This window comes from Limosilactobacillus reuteri (assembly GCF_013694365.1).
Taxonomy (GTDB): Bacteria; Bacillota; Bacilli; order Lactobacillales; family Lactobacillaceae; genus Limosilactobacillus; species Limosilactobacillus reuteri_E.
Genome location: NZ_CP059275.1, coordinates 1,949,765 through 1,968,237, shown reverse-complemented (window position 1 = coordinate 1,968,237; position 18,473 = coordinate 1,949,765). Strand labels below are relative to the sequence as shown.

19 protein-coding genes and 6 pseudogenes are annotated in these 18,473 nt (G+C 38.5%); all 25 read right to left on the bottom strand.

Translation table 11 applies throughout. The features are described 5' to 3' along the window. Nucleotides 1-88: 88 nt before the first annotated feature. Complete coding sequence (tnpC, locus tag HHK02_RS11365) at nt 89-1,624, bottom strand: IS66 family transposase (protein ID WP_181462464.1); 1,536 nt, start codon at nt 1,622-1,624, stop codon at nt 89-91. Further along, nucleotides 1,625-2,137: a hypothetical protein gene (locus tag HHK02_RS11360; RefSeq protein ID WP_231124859.1), complete on the bottom strand. Its 513-nt coding sequence runs from the start codon at nt 2,135-2,137 to the stop codon at nt 1,625-1,627. It lies immediately after the preceding gene. Then, nucleotides 2,138-3,325, bottom strand: coding sequence for a glycosyltransferase (locus HHK02_RS11355; protein WP_181462463.1), 1,188 nt, complete (start codon nt 3,323-3,325; stop codon nt 2,138-2,140). It abuts the gene before it with no gap. Beyond that, the gene (locus HHK02_RS11350) at nt 3,326-3,547 is read right to left on the bottom strand and encodes a transposase (protein WP_231124858.1); all 222 of its coding nucleotides are present in this window, start codon (nt 3,545-3,547) and stop codon (nt 3,326-3,328) included. A 3-nt stretch (nt 3,548-3,550) separates the two neighbouring features. Beyond that, nucleotides 3,551-4,279 (bottom strand): annotated as a pseudogene (locus HHK02_RS11345) (IS256 family transposase); the annotation flags it as partial. Further along, a complete protein-coding gene (locus tag HHK02_RS11340; RefSeq protein WP_181462462.1) occupies nt 4,280-5,479 on the bottom strand; it encodes a glycosyltransferase family 8 protein in 1,200 nt (399 codons plus the stop codon). Further along, nucleotides 5,480-5,704: pseudogene (locus tag HHK02_RS11335) on the bottom strand (IS30 family transposase); the annotation flags it as partial. A 5-nt stretch (nt 5,705-5,709) separates the two neighbouring features. Continuing rightward, a pseudogene (locus tag HHK02_RS13035) lies at nt 5,710-5,913 on the bottom strand (IS30 family transposase); the annotation flags it as partial. After that, nucleotides 5,900-6,043: pseudogene (locus HHK02_RS12725) on the bottom strand (IS30 family transposase); the annotation flags it as partial. The pseudogenes HHK02_RS13035 and HHK02_RS12725, both read right to left, overlap by 14 nt. Before the next feature lie 2 nt (nt 6,044-6,045). Further along, nucleotides 6,046-6,180, bottom strand: a pseudogene (locus HHK02_RS11330) (IS30 family transposase); the annotation flags it as partial. A gap of 240 nt (nt 6,181-6,420) precedes the next feature. Beyond that, nucleotides 6,421-6,756 carry a hypothetical protein gene (locus tag HHK02_RS11325; RefSeq protein WP_003672313.1) on the bottom strand — a complete coding sequence of 112 codons (336 nt, stop codon included), beginning with the start codon at nt 6,754-6,756 and terminating at the stop codon, nt 6,421-6,423. Then, complete coding sequence (locus tag HHK02_RS11320) at nt 6,757-7,080, bottom strand: Fic family protein (protein ID WP_181462461.1); 324 nt, start codon at nt 7,078-7,080, stop codon at nt 6,757-6,759. Continuing rightward, nucleotides 7,081-7,239, bottom strand: coding sequence for a hypothetical protein (locus tag HHK02_RS11315; RefSeq protein ID WP_003672316.1), 159 nt, complete (start codon nt 7,237-7,239; stop codon nt 7,081-7,083). Continuing rightward, nucleotides 7,240-8,127 (bottom strand): LPXTG cell wall anchor domain-containing protein, encoded by an 888-nt coding sequence (locus tag HHK02_RS11310; RefSeq protein WP_181462460.1) that lies wholly within the window; start codon nt 8,125-8,127, stop codon nt 7,240-7,242. Then, nucleotides 8,128-8,934 (bottom strand): DUF4352 domain-containing protein, encoded by an 807-nt coding sequence (locus HHK02_RS11305; RefSeq protein ID WP_231124856.1) that lies wholly within the window; start codon nt 8,932-8,934, stop codon nt 8,128-8,130. After that, complete coding sequence (gene mmuM / locus HHK02_RS11300) at nt 8,935-9,867, bottom strand: homocysteine S-methyltransferase (RefSeq protein ID WP_181462459.1); 933 nt, start codon at nt 9,865-9,867, stop codon at nt 8,935-8,937. Then, nucleotides 9,868-11,271, bottom strand: a complete 1,404-nt coding sequence (locus HHK02_RS11295; protein ID WP_181462458.1) for an amino acid permease — start codon at nt 11,269-11,271, stop codon at nt 9,868-9,870. Beyond that, nucleotides 11,272-11,526: a hypothetical protein gene (locus tag HHK02_RS11290; protein ID WP_181462457.1), complete on the bottom strand. Its 255-nt coding sequence runs from the start codon at nt 11,524-11,526 to the stop codon at nt 11,272-11,274. Nucleotides 11,527-11,787: 261 nt separating this feature from the next. Continuing rightward, nucleotides 11,788-11,961 (bottom strand): annotated as a pseudogene (locus HHK02_RS11285) (cupin domain-containing protein); the annotation flags it as partial. Beyond that, nucleotides 11,962-12,417: a DUF441 domain-containing protein gene (locus tag HHK02_RS11280; protein WP_087215098.1), complete on the bottom strand. Its 456-nt coding sequence runs from the start codon at nt 12,415-12,417 to the stop codon at nt 11,962-11,964. Beyond that, nucleotides 12,418-13,806: a DHA2 family efflux MFS transporter permease subunit gene (locus HHK02_RS11275; protein WP_181462456.1), complete on the bottom strand. Its 1,389-nt coding sequence runs from the start codon at nt 13,804-13,806 to the stop codon at nt 12,418-12,420. Next, on the bottom strand, nt 13,807-14,235 hold the full coding sequence (locus HHK02_RS11270) for a CopY/TcrY family copper transport repressor (RefSeq protein ID WP_181462455.1): 429 nt from the start codon (nt 14,233-14,235) through the stop codon (nt 13,807-13,809). Beyond that, nucleotides 14,236-15,597: a hemolysin family protein gene (locus tag HHK02_RS11265; RefSeq protein ID WP_181462454.1), complete on the bottom strand. Its 1,362-nt coding sequence runs from the start codon at nt 15,595-15,597 to the stop codon at nt 14,236-14,238. After that, nucleotides 15,598-17,334 carry an ABC1 kinase family protein gene (locus HHK02_RS11260; protein WP_181462453.1) on the bottom strand — a complete coding sequence of 579 codons (1,737 nt, stop codon included), beginning with the start codon at nt 17,332-17,334 and terminating at the stop codon, nt 15,598-15,600. Further along, nucleotides 17,335-18,150, bottom strand: a complete 816-nt coding sequence (locus HHK02_RS11255) for a YdcF family protein (protein WP_004562273.1) — start codon at nt 18,148-18,150, stop codon at nt 17,335-17,337. Nucleotides 18,151-18,473 lie beyond the last annotated feature (323 nt).

Here is an 18,473-nt window from a genome sequence, read left to right as displayed (position 1 = left end):
AAGTTGTCGAACCGCTGTATACGGAACCGTACGTACGGTGGTGTGAGAGGTCGATAATCGAACTAATCAATTATCTCCTACTCGATTTCTACTCGATTTCATGACAATTTATTTGTACTTCTTTTGACCATGGCAAATAAGCCTCAAGCCTTGTCCTATTTTGATTTGGTAAATGATCAAACAGGTACTTGAAGTACTTATAGATATTTAAATGATTTAGTTTGGCGCTGGCGGTCAAACTATAATAAATTGCGCTCGCCTGAGCACCGGCAATGCTTTTCGCAAATAAGCTGTTTTTACGGATTAATGTTGATGGTCGAATTATCTGTTCAACCGGATTATTAGTCAACGGTAATTGACCATCTTCAAAAATCCGATATACTCGTTCTTTTAACTTTAAGGCATTCCCAATGGCAGCTCTTAATTTACCTTGAGGAAATTCAATGTTGTTAATGTAACGATAAAACTTATCTAATAATGGCTTTACCCTTCGAATCCTTTCGCTACATTTCTCACTACTCGTTTGGTATTTTAATTGGTTTTCCGTATGGAAAACCGGAGCTAATAAGGCGATTGCTTGCTCAGCTTTTGAATCATTACGTCTGTTTGGCCTTAATGATTGCACAATTCGAACAAATTCTCGGCGAATATGTACTAAGCACGAACCAAAATTTGCCGAAGGATAAAGTCGATCACTATATCCGCCATACCCATCGCACATAATTAACCCTTGATAAGCTGAACCTACAATCTCTCCAACTGTCTGTCCGGAGCGCGTATTTCGGTAATGGAAAACTGCTAGTTGATGATGGCTAAATTCTTTAGTTGTCCTGGTAACCCAGAAATAACTATTAGTCTTGTCCTCTTCAATTACCTTAAACGGTGTTTCATCCATATGAATGACGTGTTCTTTACTCATTTCCGTCTTTAGTTGTTCATATAATGGTTCAAGATATGTCTGACTTAGCTTAATTATATTAGTAGCTAATTGTTTCCCTTTGATTGGCAAACCGATGGCTTGCCAAAGTTTCACCTGTCGATGAAAGGGTAATGCGAGTTCAAACTTATACTCGGCTACTTTGGCAAGAATACTGCTGGAAAAGTAGCTATGGGGAATTAATGATTGTGGCATTTTACTACTAATAATTACATCTTTTCCCGCTTCTTCACAGTCGAGACATTTATAACTAGTTTGGAATAAATTCCTACAATATAATTCAGCCGGCTTTAACTGTGCTTCACGACTATAGAGATGTTTTCCAATTAATTTCATTTCCTGATGGCAATGTGGACAATTCTTATTGATTAAGTCAATTTCTTCATTAATTTGGGGAAGACGATCCAAAAAAGCAGTCCGTCGACCAGTTGCTTTTGCTTGCCGGTGACGCACTACTTTTCTTGCTTTTGTTTCAATCACTTCAGTGATTGTTGTGGCTGATTCTTGTAATTGATCAAGCTCATCATCATTAAATAATGATTGTTGGCCATCAATTACTTTTTCGATTACTTCAGTTTTTTTTCCAAAAAGCTGATTTTGAAGTAACTTAACCATCGTTTGTAATTGAACTACTTGTTCTTTAAGTGCTTGGTTTTCTTTCTTCAATTGTTCATTGCTCTTTTCCATCTAAGTTGTTTCCGTTATTATATCAGAAGTGAGGAGATTTAAACCTTTTGAATAGGGTAAGACATACAAGAAAATACTGAAAGTATGTGGAACACCGTTTCGGTCAGTCATGGTAACTCGTTCTTTCCAATCGACTTGAGCACTTAAGCCGATCGTATGCTCAACCCTAATCGTTGCTTTCTTAGTTTGCACTTTACGAAACCGACGACAATAGTCTTTGACGATTGTGTATTTACCAGTAAAGCCTTTTTCAACGATAAAGTCATAAATCGATTTGGCAGAACATCCGGCAGTGTATTTATCCTCAATGATATCTTGATATCCGTCTAGCTTACTACGACGGCTTCGTCGCTTCCTAACGACTGTTGTTTCACCACTCTGAGCTCTTAAATATGCCGCTTTTACAGTTCGTGGATCAACACCATATTGTCGTGCAATAGCGGAGTAATTTGGTTTTATCTTCTCTAACACAAAATATCTCATCCTTTCATAAACGTCTTTTCGCATACTCATTTATTTAAGCTTTCGAATTGCTTCAACCATCCCTGACAAATCATCATTAGCAAACGTCTGGTAATTATCAGCATTCTTAAACCTTTCGGTAGCCACTTCATCAAATGATAATACTGGAATGCCTTTATCAACGTACTTTTGAATTACTTCCTCGTTTTTACCCCCATAGTTAATATCGAGGTAACCATCCGCCTTAGCTAATAAGCGCTTTCGATTGTAAGAAGTAATTGATGGATACAGATGTACATTCGGATAGCGAAGTGCCCGGATCAACTTAAAGCCCATTAAAGTATAGGCGGCTATATTAAACTCATAGTTTGGTAAAGCTTCTGCTAGTTCATAAAGATACTTAATGTTTTCATCGTTGGTGAATGTAAATAAGACTCCCTGCTTATTAGGAATATCATTATTCGGCAATGGTTGATGGTTAACGATCTCACTATAATCTAATTCCCGGTATTGCCACCACTTATCGCGCAGCCGTAAGGAAGTGGTCGTCTTCCATGGCTTATCATTAGTAGTGTAATGAATAATAGAATATGGTTCACTCTTTTTTAGCTCATTCTCATAGCGGTCAACGTCGCTCGGATCGAAGAAGGTAACCAGGTCGCCACCAACCTGGACGTTATAAGTACCTGGTAGCACTAAGTAATTACCCTTGAACTCCTCGTTAAGTAAAGTCTGGTCATTATCAATAGTGGCGGTCTTACCACGTTCAAGCAAATCCTGAACAAAGTTAGTTTCTCGTAATTGCTGGTTATCAAACAGCATTACCCCAGAATTAAAGAAGTCACCAAAGTAATCCGGAATTGCACCGGCAGGATATCCTTGCATATCGATGTTGAATAAATCATCCAGATTACGGTCAACAATTGTATCAGCATCTAAGTATAAAGCCCGATCTTCGGGAATCAATTTTGGAATCAAAATTCGTCCGTATGCCATTTTACTTAAGTAATCAACACTGATTTTTTCATCTTGAATAATAGCCGGATCGAGTTTAGCATCTTGAACAGTGATATTTAGCGGTGCTAGACGTCGATTTAGATTAATAAACCATTCTTGTGAAATGTCTTCATTAATAACATAAATTTTTAAATTCCGATTATTGTACGCAATCGACTTAATTAAGGTTTCAACTGGCATTAAATAATTTTGGTCTGTTGAAATGGCAATTACTTTTTTCATTTACTCAGTGTCGATAGTGCGGGTGTTCGTCCCGTTCCGGTAGTTCACGTCGTATTTTGATCGGTCGATCCGAGTATGTGGTTCGTAGCCTAGCACCGCAGTCAGTTCATTTTGAAGGAACTGATTAGCGGCCACTTCAATTTGACGACGTAAGACTTCATTCAGGGTAATATCTTTGTCGGAAGATAGCGCTGCGATAATATCTTTGTTAAACTGGTTCATTCAGACCATCTTCTTCAGGCTCTTATTGAACGACTCAATTAGGTTCGTCGAGTAGATGGTCTGACGGATCGCAGTTGGAAAAATGAAGAACGTGAATAGCTTCTCCATTTGGACTAGATTCTTGATTCGACGCTTATAACTGGACTCCCACTTAGCACTGAAAGCCGCCAATCGTTCTTTGGCGGCTTGTAGGTTCTCTGCTTGCCGAATAGCCTTAAAGTCGGTGATAATCTCCCTGCGATCGTTTTTGCGAACGTACTCTAAAAGGTTGTGCTCTGCGTGGACCCAGTACCGTTGAAACTTCACCTGCGGGTAGTTAGCCTCAATTGCAGATTGAAGTCCAACTAAACCGTCGGCGATGAATAACTGAATATCTTTAATCCCCCGTGCGCGTAATCCCTGGAGTAGTTCAGACCAAGCGGCTCCGTTCTCGGTCGGTGCGATACTGTAGTCAAGAACTTCCTTACCGCCGTCACTTCGAATTCCGATCGCTACGTTAACGGCTTCTCGTTCAACGGTACCACGGCGTAACGGAATGTAAGTAGCATCGAGGAACACACAGACGTACTGTGAATACTTGAATCTGCGCTCGTGGAACTCTTCAACCAGGTGTTCCGTCCGCTTAGTGATGTTTGAAACCGTGGTTGGTGAGTAGTAGTGGCTGTACATTCTCTCAACCATATCAGCGATTTCACGAGTTGTGACGCCCTTGGAGTACATCTTGATGACCATCTACCCTTTAATAATTGCTTTAATCTTATTCACCATACCATCGACATCGTCGTTAGCAAAGCTCTCGTAGTTAATGGCATCTTTAATTTGCGAGTTAACCTCGTCGAAGGAAAGAATCGGTTTGCCGGTTTCTTGGAAGCGGGCAATGAAGTTATCATCTTTTGCACCATAATTAATATCCAGGTATGCATTAGCATTCTCGATTAATTGGTCAGTAACCGGTCGTCCAGTGGACTGGAACAGGTGGACGTTTGGATACGTAATTAACCGAATTAATTTACCACCCATGTTAGTCCAAGCTCCAATGTCGAAGGTCACCATTGGTAATGCTTGAACCAACTTTTCTAGGTCCTTGATATTTTCACTATTAGTTAAGATCAGGACTTGGCCACTTTCTTGATAATCAAATATTGCCGGTAGTGGGGCATGCTGGCACACTTCAGACCATTCTAAGTCATGGTACTGCCACCACTTGTTTCTGTACCGACCAAATGAAAATTGCTGCCAGGGTTTAGTTGGACTAGTAAAGTGAATAACACTGCCAACCGTGCTACCAGTTTTTTCAAAGTAATTATGATCATATGCTGGGTAATAATTGCATAGGAAATCATATCCGATTGCTAGGTTATACTTCAACGGCAAATGAAGGTATGTATCGGCAAAGAAAAAATTCAGGACAGATTGATCACCTTCAATCAGCTGGTCGTTATTGCCAGCTGCTAACATTTGCGAAACGATATCTGGTGTTTCCTTTAATTTTGGCATATTAAAAAGGAGCACGCCAGAATTGAAGTTATTGTCATACAGTAAATCGGGAATGGCAGCAATCGGATGATTACCAAGATCCATCGTGAATAGTTCGTCTAAATTCTGATCAACTACAATGTCACTATCCAAATACAAGACGCGGTCAGCCTTGATGAGGTCCGGAATCATGATGCGTCCATACGACATTTCATTAATTTGTGGCTGGGAAACGTGTTCGTCAGCTAACATATTTTCATCAATTTTAAGGTTATGTATTTTACTATTGATGGATGAAATCCTATTATTAATGTTACTAAACCACTCTTGGGGAATATCCTTATTGATAACGTAAATTTCAGCACCCGAATTGTGGTAGAGAATGGATTTTGCGGTTGTTTCAATTTGGTTAATGTAGCCATAATCCCCAGAAAGGGCAAAAACTTGTTTGGTCATTCAAATAAATAATACTGACCAATTGATTATTGGTTGATGGAGCTGTGATATCTCTTGGTAGAAGGCCTTACAATAGATATCCATTGACGAATGTCCATTAAACATAGCTCGTGGATAGTGATTCATCCAATCATTAGTCGCTATGATCTGAGCACTACTATAGTTATTTATAGCTTCACCTTTGGTAATCTCCTTGCGCCTAAATTTCAAGAATAAGTTAGCCACTGGACTCAAATAAATAATACTGACCAATTGATTATTGGTTGATGGAGCTGTGATATCTCTTGGTAGAAGGCCTTACAATAGATATCCATTGACGAATGTCCATTAAACATAGCTCGTGGATAGTGATTCATCCAATCATTAGTCGCTATGATCTGAGCACTACTATAGTTATTTATAGCTTCACCTTTGGTAATCTCCTTGCGGCAGAAAGCGATAAACTCGGTAGACGGTTTCTAAGCTCCGGTGCAAAAGTTTGGCGGCCCGGTAGGCTTTTACTCCTTGGTCACGAAAATTAGCGATCATCGTTAGTTCGTCTATGGTAAGATGATAGTAGGTCATGCCAGAAAGCGATAAACTCGGTAGACGGTTTCTAAGCTCCGGTGCAAAAGTTTGGCGGCCCGGTAGGCTTTTACTCCTTGGTCACGAAAATTAGCGATCATCGTTAGTTCGTCTATGGTAAGATGATAGTAGGTCATTTGTGGTGTCCTTTCTTTTGATGTATGGGTATTCAAAAGTCTACCACAAATGGCTTTTTATTTTTCTAACTTAATTTTACAAACCGCGATTTAAAGCATACCTGCATTTAATGTATCTGTACATGATAGCTTATTCATTCTGTATATCTTCGGATTTCCACTAAAATAATATTTATTATAATCCAAATAAAGTTGATTGATAAGTGGAATGACTCTGTTTAACGTGTCAACAGCATTCACTCACTCATAATTATGTTCTAGATAATGATAATTCTTTATATCATCATCGGTTAGTAATGTTCTTTCCGTAAGTTGACTTTTTTCTTGTGTTTTCTTAACGAAACTCGTTAAGTCAGAATAATTTCTGAATTGCTTAAAGTACGGATCCTTTTCACATAAAGAATCAAATGTAGAATCTTCCGTAGCCAAAATATGAGAACTGAATGAAAGCGGAATATCCTTAGTTAAGTCATTAAACTTCTTCTCGTAATTAAACACAGCATCAATATCATCTGAAGCATAATGGTAGGCTAAATTTTCATTATCAACGGTAACCAACTCTACTAATTGAATCATTCAAGCTTTTTTATCTGAAAGAATTCTTTTAGAAAATTCAAAATCAATGTAACTATGTCTAAGAATATATTGATAAAGCTGATTATAGGAGAATTGTTTATTGGCTACTTGAATCGAAATATTATATAACTTAACTTCATCCAAAATGTCAAAAGAAAAACCGTTAATTTTTAAATACAATAATGATGTTAATAGTGCTGTTCTCTTATTGCCATTATTAAACATTTGCTTAGTTGAAATTGTATACCAAAAATATGTAGCTTTATGCAATATTGTGGGATAAGGTGTATATCCAAAGAAACCATTATCCACTTGTCCAAGCATTTAAACCAATGATAATTTCTTTAATGTCTTAACCAGTTTAGGATCTTCAAGTAGTTCATTCATAGCTTTTTTAGGGTCAACATTAACAACATTATTCACAAGTTCATTGATTTTTACCGCTGGAACCTTAACAAACTGACCTTTCAAACTGTTACTCATCTAATACTCCCGCTTCCGAAGAGCACCAATTCCAAACATTGCTAATAAACTACCAAAAGCGAGTGCAAGAACAGAATCAGCATTACCAGTTTGTGGTAATTGAGCATTCTCATTTGCTACTTGAGTTTGTACAGCAGAACGTGATCCTGTCTTGAGAACCACAGCGTTACTAGCAGTTTCGCCCTTGGTACCACTTACAGCAACGTTTACCGTCTTTGGAGTAGCCTGTTCAATCACAGCACCGTTAGGATCAAGCATTTGACCATTCTTAACAGCCCAATCCTGAACAGCATTACCTTGAGAATCAACGACTTGGTTATTCGCAACATGGTAGCCGTTGCCCTTAGCCTTATTTTGAGCAGCTAACTTAGCTTGTTGTTCAGCAACTTGTTTAGCTAATGCTTCTTTTTGCTGTAAGGCTGCTAATTCATCCTTAGCTTGGGTAAGTGCTTGTTGAGCCTTTTGCTGGTTCTTAGTAGCGATGGCAAGCTTTTGATTAGCTTCATCAACATTTGCTTGAGCAGTAATGGCAGCTTGCTTCAATTCATTAAGCTCATTAGTAGCAGTAGTTAATTCATTTTGCGCAGTAGTTAGCTTTGCTTGTGCATCGACAACGGCTTGTTTAGCTGTAGCAAGTTTTTCTGGAGCATTTTGTAAATCACTAAGCGTAGTTTGCAATTGACCTAACTTATCATTATCAGCCTTAAGCATAGTCTGTGCATTGCCAACAATCTGTTTTTTAGCATTTAATTTATCATTAGCCTTAGCTAAAGCAGTATTAGCATCGTCCAAAGTCTTTTGAGCAGTAGCTAATTTGGCCTGTTCAGCTTTCAAATCATCATTATAACGCGAAATCGATAGGTGGGAGGGTTTTATTTTAGTAACCAATTACTTTAATTCTGCTACTCCACCTTTAGCAATATGGTTGCCTTCATTTCCAAGAACTTCTTCAATACTAAATTTAAAATGCTTAACAGTAAATTTATGATTGGATAACATTGTTACACTTCCGCTACGACTATTGCCTGGATTAATTGCTTCTGTACCAATAATAGTATCAACAGCACCACCATCAGGACTTGGAGTTTCTGTCGAAAATTCTTGTCCATTATCATCTTCTGGCATCCAAATAGTATATTGAGGGTTAACTGCTTTTTTACTACTATTCTTTACAATATAATTTACTTTAACTTGATAGTAATGATGGTTTAATTCTTTGTATGCTTCATCAATACCACTATTATCTGGTTTATTTGCTTCACTCTTTTTCATCTTTTGATATTCAACGCTAGTAATCTTAAACCGAAGCGGTCCCACTGAGCTTGTCCATTTATTTGGTGCTGCTTTATAATGATTAACTTTCACAGGTAACTTCTTGCTTACATGACCATTATCACTTTTAGCAATAACGGTGTAATTACCCGTATCATTTAATCTTATTTCAGCTTTTCCATTTTTAGTCTCTGATTTCCCTTGGATTACCTTATTTTTGCTGTTCTTAACTTCATATGTAGTTCTTTTATTAGCAGTAAGAGTTACTTTAGCATACCAATCTGGAGTCATCATAACTTTCGAATGATTTAAACTTGCCTTAAACGGTTTACCATTACTATCACGACGATAGAATATCATCCCTGCAACAATTACAACAATAGTTACTAATATTAACACTAGCCATTTCCAGTATTTCTTCATTTAGTCATGATGGGCGCCTCCTTCCAAGTACTCATGCAAAGCGGCAATATCATGCGGCGTAGTAGTACAGCATCCCCCAACAATTGTCAATCCAGCCGCGAGCCATTGTGGTAAGTAATCAACTAAACCACGACGTCCATGGGGATAGCTCCACGTTTTTGTTGTCGGATCATAAGTCGCACTTGAATTAGGATAAGCAATAACCGGTTTATCAGTTGCCTGATGGATTGTCTCAATGGCGGCTGTTACCTCTTCTAATGGAATACAATTTACGCCAACCGCAAAAACATTTGGATACTTCGCAACGGTACAGGCAGCAACTGCTAACGGTGTCCCATCTGGTAAATGTGTGGAATCTTTTAAGGAAAAACTGACATAGCATAAAGTATCCGGAGCCAGTTCTTTGACAAGGTCCAATTCTGCTAACACTTCATCTAAGCGTGGCTGAGTTTCAATTGCAATCACATCGACACCAACCGTTAAAATATCAGTTAATCGTGGCCGATGAAATTGTTGATATTCGGTTGTACTGAGGTGGTAATCACCACTATATTCACTTCCGTTGGCAAGATAAGCGCCATAAGGACCAAGCGCTCCCGCCACATAGTTATAAATACCGGTTTCCTGCTGGTATTCATCACGCGCTTCTTTAGCCAAGGAGACTGCCCGCTGGATCAATGAATGAGCCTCTTGTTTTGAATAACCATTCTTGATGAATGCCGGAACATTTGCCTGGTAGGTATCAGTAATCGCTAACCGGGCACCCGCCTTAAAATATTCCTGGTGAACTTTTTTAACTAATGCTGGCTGGTTAGCTAAAACACTCGCCGTCCATAATGAGTTATTGGTATCAGCCCCTAATTGTTCCAAAGCCGTTGACATTGCGCCATCAATTAGTAATGGCTTAGTTAATTCTGCAGTAATCTTTGTCATCTATTTAACAACTGCTGAAACCTTTTTTTTCGTAATATACTTGCGCCACAAGGTCTGTAAATAATAAGCAGCATAACAAGCAATTACAAACGGAATCGTACAATACAAGGCAATTCGTTGTTGGGGATCAAACCAAATTAAGATGCAAGAAAGGCTGCTAGCAATAAATGCAAACCATGGAACAATCGGATACCATGGCGTGCGATACTTTAACTCACTTAACTGATGACCAGCCGCTAAAAAGTGCCGACGAAAAATGAGCTCACATAAGGAAATCGCAATCCATACAAAGACAACCGCCAATCCAGAAACAGAAACTAAGACTAAATAGACCGTCCCAGCCGCATAGATGCTGGAAAGCAAAGCTAACACCCCACCAAGCATACTTAAGAGCAAGGCGAAAACCGGAATCCCGCGTCTATTAGTTTTAGCAATGGCAGCCGGAATCGTTCCTTCATTAGCTAATGACCATAACATCCGGGTTGATGCGTATAGGCCAGAATTAGCGGCAGAGATAATCGCGGTGAGGACGACAAAATTCATTAAGTCGGCAGCATATGGAATTCCAAGTTGGCTAAAAACGTAGACAAATGGACTTTGCGTTACCCCCGCCTTTTGATAAGGAATCAAAGAGGCCATAACGATCATGCTCCCGACAAAGAAAATCACTAACCGCCATAAAGTAGTATGAATTGCCTTAGGGAGGGTCTTTTCAGGATGCTTAGTTTCTCCCGCGGTGATGGCGATTAATTCAGTCCCAGAGAAAGCAAAGTTTACCGTTAACATCGTCATAAATAAGCCGCTAAATCCACCCGGGAATAGGCCGTCCTTAGTAAAGTTGTTCAGCAAAGGTGCATGATGGTAACCTTGAATCGGGATAAGACCAATTACTGCTAAAGTCCCCAACAAAATAAACGCGCAGATCGCAACCACTTTAATCACCGCAAACCAAAATTCACTTTCTGCAAATGCCTTGACAGTAAAAATGTTAGATAAGAGGATAATAATGATAAATAACAAGCTCCACCACCAAACCGGAATCTGGGGAAACCAGCGCTTCATAATGAGGCCAGCTGCGGTAAATTCGGAGCCCATCGCAATCGTCCAAGTCAACCAATAAAGGATTGCAACGGTAAATCCAGTGGCCGGCCCAATCAGATTTTTGGAGTAAACATGAAAAGCCCCCGTATACGGCATCGCAACACTCAGCTCACCTAAACATAACATGACAGCATAAACGATTAAGGCGCCAAGCAAATAAGCAATAACGGTTCCCAACGGCCCAGCCTGATGAATCGTGTAACCAGAACTCAGAAATAGGCCGGTCCCGATCACTCCACCAAGCGCAATCATCTGGATATGACGAGCACCCATTTCACGGGCTAAATGCGTTTTCTTAGTCATTTATTCAAATGCCTTTAGCTGTTTCCAAAACATTGGGAGCAAGAATAATTGAAGGAATAATACACAACCAGTAAGGACACTTGTATAACTAAAGAAGATCAATTCTGAAAATAAGTCGGCTAAGATTACGACCGCGATGCACAGCTGGCTAACGGTTAACCATTCTCGCTTAATTCTATTAGCTGAGAAGATCATTACTAATTGGATTGCTACTAAGACTGTCTGAATCAACTGTAGTAAAAATAGTGAATGCATATTTATCCATAAATTTGCGAGAATACCCCCACTTCTATAAGTAGGGGATGAATCGCTCTCTTAAAGTACGTTAGTGCTTTTTCTTTTGTTCTATGATATATTTAGTATATATCTATAAAATGTGGTGCTTAGTATTCGACACACTAAAGGCTACTGGTCTTTTCTTTTTTTGTAAATAAGTAAATTGGTCTACAAAAAAGATTTCCACGACCAGATGAATTATTCATCCAACCTATGAAAATCTTACACTAACTTATTTCAGTTATTACGGCAACCAGGTTCAAAATTAACGTTGGAAATATTTACATCAATATTATCATCAGGTGATACTAGCCCGTTAAGATAACTCGTACCAACAAAGTATTTTGCAAATGCAACGTTCATATCGCCAAAACCAAAAAGGTCATTTTTCACTTCATGTTTATTCTTAGCCATCTAAAAATGCAAATTTAATAAAGTGACGATACAATAAGTCATCCCACTAGCGATTACCGGTCCGGCTGCAATTCCTTTAAAGACAACCACGCCGATAATTGTTCCTAGTACTAAGGCAACTGTAACCTGGGGTACGGCAGCTAATTGATTAACGCCATATTTCGATAAAATTGCAACAGCTATTCCGGCACCAACTGCAATCCAGCCAGCAGGAGTTTTAAATGCTGCCCATAAATCATCAAACCCTATCTGCCCGGTAGCAATCGGAATTAAAATAGCCACAGAGATTACTGTTACGCCCCAATTAATCCCCTTTTGTTGAATTAACGGGAGCCATTTGGCAGTGTAAGGAATTAACTTCAAAACTATTACAACGATGCTTGCAATAATCAAAGATGAATTATGACCGAAAATTGCGATTAATAATACTAAAGCTAAAAAGAGCCAGCTTTCCATTTAACTGTTTTCTAACTTCACTTGCGAAGAGATTTTATGGTAGAGTTTCGTACTTAAATAAAGAGAAGTTAATAGTAAGCATAAACATAAAATAAATCCAGCTTGAATCCCCAGATGTGATGAGGGGTTATGTACAAGATGGTTAACAATTCCAACAATTGCAACGATTAATGCTGTCCCGAATGAGGCGGCAATTTGACGTAAAGTATTAAAAGTAGCAACCGCATCTGGAACAATCTCATTTGGCAAGAGGGAAAGGGCTTGTGTTTGCAAGGGGATTAACATTGTTACCAAACCAAATTGACGAACGGTTTGAAACAGGGTAATCATAATTACTGAACTTCGTGCTCCAATTGCTGCTTGTCCGATTGTACCGAGAATATCAATTATTAGCCCAGCACCGACAAGTATTTTAATTGGGTAGATATCATAAAAGTGACCACTGGTGGTTGAAAGTAATCCGGTTAAAATCGCCCCTGGCAAGACTGCAATAGCAGAAACAACTGTACTTTTGCCCAGAACAATCTGAACCAGTAATGGAATTAAAATAGCATTACCGTACATAGTTGCCGTAATTAACATATTAATAATAGTAGCAAGAACAAACTGCTTATGAGTAAAAATTCCAAAGTTAATTAATTGCTTATTACTGTGCCGTTGGTTGAGGAAAAAGGAAAATAGGAATAATAAACCGATTAAAACATAACCAGCAACATTGAACGACATAAGCGGGTTATTAGAAACATTTGAAAGGCCCATTAATAGCGACCATAAGCCAGCAGTAATTAAGATTAATGCTAGGGTATTAAATTGCGGATGCTCATTGTGCGCGATTGACGGTAAGAAGAAAAATGATAAGAGTAATGTTGCAACGGCAAAGGGAATAATTAACAGAAATAAGTACCGCCAGGAAAAGAAGTGTAGCAAGAAGCCGGAAATAGCTGGCCCCAGGATTGGTGCACAATTGAATGCCAGTCCAATAATTCCCATAATTTGGCCCTTTTTCCCTGGCTTAGCATAACGAATTGCTAGTACATTTACTAAGGGCATCATCATTCCCGCTCCAAGCGCTTGAATCATTCGGGCAATCACAATTAAATTAAAGTTCCAAGCTGCTGCTCCTACAATCGTCCCGATAAGGAAAATCCCAGAAAAGACAATGAAAAGGTTTTTAAATGGAAATCTCTTTATTAAAAATGAACTGACGGGAATCATCAGGGCATTTACAAGCATGTATCCATTTGTTACCCATTGGACCTGCGCTTCACTGATATGAAAAACATTCATAAAAGTTGGCAATGCAATGTTCATTAAGGTTGAACAAAGAAGACCGAAAAATGTACCAAAAACCATGATTATTAATGCATGGCGAATTCGTTGATTTTCCATTTAGCAGTTCATCTGCATATCAGGAATGCAGTTACATTTGACGTGGTCCGGTGAATTAGTTGCTTTGCTTGCCAATAATTCTTGTAACTTAGCAATATCATCCTTGCTAAGTGTTACATTATTGATCACATGTTCAAGGGTGCTTCCAACGTGTCGTTCACAAATATTATTAAATAGTTTGTCCGCCGCTTGGTCCATTGTTTGCTGTTCAGGAACTAACGGCTCATAAATGAAGCCACGACCTCGGCGCGTTGCCGATAGAGCTTCTTTGTCAACTAAGCGTCGTAATAGTGTTTTTATTGTGGCTGGTTTCCATTCAACTTTTTGTTGCAAGATTTCAATGATTTGACTACTGGTTGTTTGTCTTAAACTCCAAACTACCCGCATAACTTGCCATTCAGCGGGGGTTATTTCTAAATCGCTGTTCATCTATTTTTCTTTGCTTTGATCCTCATCAGCTAATGGCTTCTTCTTTCTAGGCTTAATGTAAACTACCTTGAATTTATTAACATAGGCATTCTTCAAATCAAGAGGTGTGAATGAGAAATTATCGACTCTAATTGGTTGGCCAACTTTTAAGTCATACTGCCGTTCAAGGAAAAACCCAGTTAAGGTTGTTACTTCAGAGTTGTCAAATTGCTCGATGTTTGTATCAAAGTAACGTTCAAAATCATCTAGTGGCATCTTACCTGAAACTTCGAAGGTAGGATTACCCTTGCTATCAGGATCCTTCCTTTCAATCATATCAGAGGTAGCATGATCAATTTCTTCGCCAACTGTTCCGAATAATTCTTCATAAATATCCTTATCAGTAATGATCCCAGAAGTACCACCGTATTCGTCTTGGACAACGACAATTGGCACTTGTTTTTTCATCATCTCAGCAAGGACATTGGTGAGTTGTTCATTTTCGTAAACGATTGGAATTCGGCGCATGATTGTGCGAACTGATTGTTGCGGATTGATTTGGTTTTGCCGCATAATATCATATGCAAAAATATAACCAAGAATGTGGTCTTTGTCATTATTAGCAACAACTGGGAAACGCGTGAATTTCTTTTCGAAATAAAGTTTGGCTGCATCTTCAATTGAAGCCGTAATATCAATAACCGCTAACTGTGTCCGATCAATCATAATATCCTCAGCAACTTTATCATTCATTTCAAAAGCCCGTTGCATGAAAATAACGTCTTCTTTATCCATTTCCCCAGCTTTTTCCGATTGTTGGGATAAGGTCATAATTTCATTTTGTGAATATGTGTCTTCTTCTGGCTGAACATTGTATCCTAACATTTTCGTAATTGCCGCAGCGACTACCGCAAATAACCAAACGAAGGGATAAAAAACAGTATGGAAGAATTGTACCGGGTGAACAATTGATAAGAGAATTGGTACCGGTCGATCAATCGCCATATTTTTCGGAACTAAGTCAGTAAATACCGCGTGGAAGAATGTAAAAATTAAAACACCGATAACTGGTGCAATCGCTTGAAGAACATCGTGCGGAATAATATTAATCTTTAGCAATAGATCTGTGATAAATTCATCACCTAACCAACCTAAAACTAAAGAAGTCATCGTAACACCGACTTGAGCTGTTGATAGGTACTCATTAAGATTTGCTACCATGTGTTCCGCGCGTTTGACTTTTCGCGTTTGCCGGAGCTCCTTTAACTCACTAGGCCGCACTTTAACAACTGAATACTCCAGCAGTGTAAATAAAGCAGCTAACAGCAGAATTAAAATAATGATAATTAATTTAAACCAATATGAATCCCATAAACCATTCATTCATCGTTTCCTTCGCCAATTTCGCCATCGATGGATAATCTCCGTAACAACTAAAAGAATAATAATTATGATTGCAATAATATAGCCAGATACTCCTAAACGATAGATATGTGAATCAGCTGGTGTTCCCTGGACTAATAATGATGATCCTAAGATGACTGCTGCTAAAATAATTGCAATCATGAAACGGTTCATTAACCGTTCTATCTGCTTTAGCACTCGTTGCTCATTTTTATACCGTAGATCAACTTTGGCATCCCCACTTACAAATGTATCGATCAATTCATTAATTCTTTCTGGCATCTTCCCCATTGCTTTGCTAGCAAGGAAAAAATTGACTAGGTTATTATCAAGGGTAGAACGCCAATTAAAGTTTCGTTTTAAATAACGCCGGCCAAACGATTGGGCAACCTCAAGCATTGATATTTCAGGATCAAGTTTAGCAACCGAGCTTTCAAGAGTTCCAAATGCCTTAATTAGCATCGTTACCTCTCCCCTCATTTGAAGGTGGTTTTTCTTACATAGCTGGACAATTTGGTATAGCATTTTCACGAAATCAATATTGCCAAGGCCGGTTGAAAAATATGGTTGAATAAAGGCGCCAAGTTCTTTATAAAATGCATTTTCGTCAACTTCCCCGGTTCGATTACAAACATTTAAAACTGCTTTCCCAATTTTTCGCGTATCCTTTGTGTTGATAGTAATCACGATATTCGCAATACTATTTGCCATCGCTGGACTTAGTCTTCCCATCATTCCAAAATCAAGGTAGATGATCCGGTAATTCGGTAATGCCTCCTGTTGATCATAACTAATAGTTGTATTATAAATGGTCTTTTCATGGTGTTTAGTCGTTGCGTATTGCTTTGCTGACTCATCCGGACGTAATTCATGAATTAATATATTTCCTGGATGCGGATCCGCATGAAAGTAATGGTCAACAAAAACTTGTTTTAAAAAGTTATTAACGAGCGTAGTAGCAATTTCATGATTAACGGTCGTTGCCTCTTGATCATTATCATTTGGCTGCTTAAACCGATATCGAATGCTTTTCCCTTCCATCGCTTCATTAACAAGAATCTTAGGAGCACAATACTTCATATATACTTTAGGAACTAAGATTGGTCCGTCACCGTTATTTAATGTATAAAATTCTTCCCCGTTTTTTGCTTCTTCAAGAGTATTGACTTCACTTAGTAATGAAGTACTGAGTTCATCAATTACTTTATCCAAATCAACTACTGCAATGTCTTGGGGAACATACTTAAATAAGACCACTGCTTTCCTTAATAGGGCTAAATCGGTATTAACAAGCTTACCGACTTCTGGATGTTGAATTTTGACAACAACCGGTGCCCCATCCTTAAGCGTTGCATGGTGAACTTGCCCAATTGACGCAGAAGCAAAAGGTTTTTCTGCAAAGCTAGCAAATTCGTCATTAATTTTCTTCCCAGTTTCTTCTTCAAAAGTTTGCTCTACGGTCGCAAAGCTATCAGCTTTAACCTGATCTTGCAAGTGGCGAAGTTCTTTAATATATGCTGGGGAGACAAGGTCTGGACGGGTTGATAATATTTGGCCAAGTTTAATAAAGGTCGGTCCCAGTTCTTGCAGTGCCTGACAAATAGCTTGTGGATTAGTTTGATGGTAAAAATTGCTAACAAAATGATATTTTCGCATCACTTGCATAATCTTACGCAAGCGTGCTGACTTCTTGATTTCTTCTTCATTAGTCGTCATTCATTTCAAAATAAATTCAACTAAAAGTAAAAAGAGCGTGCTCCCGCAAAATACCCACCAATGGTCACGGATGATCCCGAGATAGTCACGAATAAAAGTTAATGGACAGTATCGCCAAGGAGTCTTGCTACTAATGAATGACCAGTTTAACCCCATCTTCCTTGCATAAGCTCTCGCACGAAGAACATGAAAATCACTAGTTACTACTACAACCGTCTCTTGCGGCTTAATGAGTTGACTAGCGAAGGCTAAATTTTGCCATGTATTAAGTGCCTTGTTTTCGCGAATTATTTTTCTTGCTGGGATTCCGTGAGCAATTAAGTAAGCAGCCATGACTTCTGCTTCAGATTCTTTTGCTTTCTGTACTATTCCCCCAGAAACAATAATTTTTGCAGATTGATGAGTTTTCCAACAATTAATGGCTTTATCAAGGCGAGTAGCTAACACTGGCGGGACTTGGCCATGTTTAACAGCTGCCCCTAAAACCAGAAAGCCCTGAACCGTAGCAGGACATTTTCGCAGGCGGGTACAACAACTGAAAACACAAAATAAAATTAAGTTAAAGGTACTTAAAACGTCAATAGTTGCTACTACTAATGAACTTAGCCAACTTACTGATTGAATCGGTAAATTTTTAAGTAAAAAAGCAAAAATAGGCAACACTACTATCAAGTTGAGCAACATCAAAACAAACGCAAACGTATTGAATCTGGTCACCTTGGTTTCACTATTTAAATGACGAATCAAAATAAGCCTAATCGTAATTCCCCAGCATAACACACATATTAATTCATTAACTAAGTTTAAATATATCATAAACAACCTAAGATTAGTTCAGGACAAAAATAATTATTGTCCTGGACTTTTTTGTTATTCTGAAGATAGAGCTAAGATCGATCATGCTCTCAGGGACTTCGAGTCCGTATTATAAAATGATCTCCGCTATCTTTGATTTGATATTTTGCTTTTAGGTTGTGGAACTACGAGTTCGAGTATTTAGGAAATGAAGTACAAATCTAGGATAGCGGTTATAAGACTCTCTTCTACTTATTTTTTGGGTTACTTAAGTATAACGTGAGAGTTCTTGCGTTTTCTATTTTTTACGCGAGAAAGCCTAGAGTCGCGGTGGTTAGCCGTGA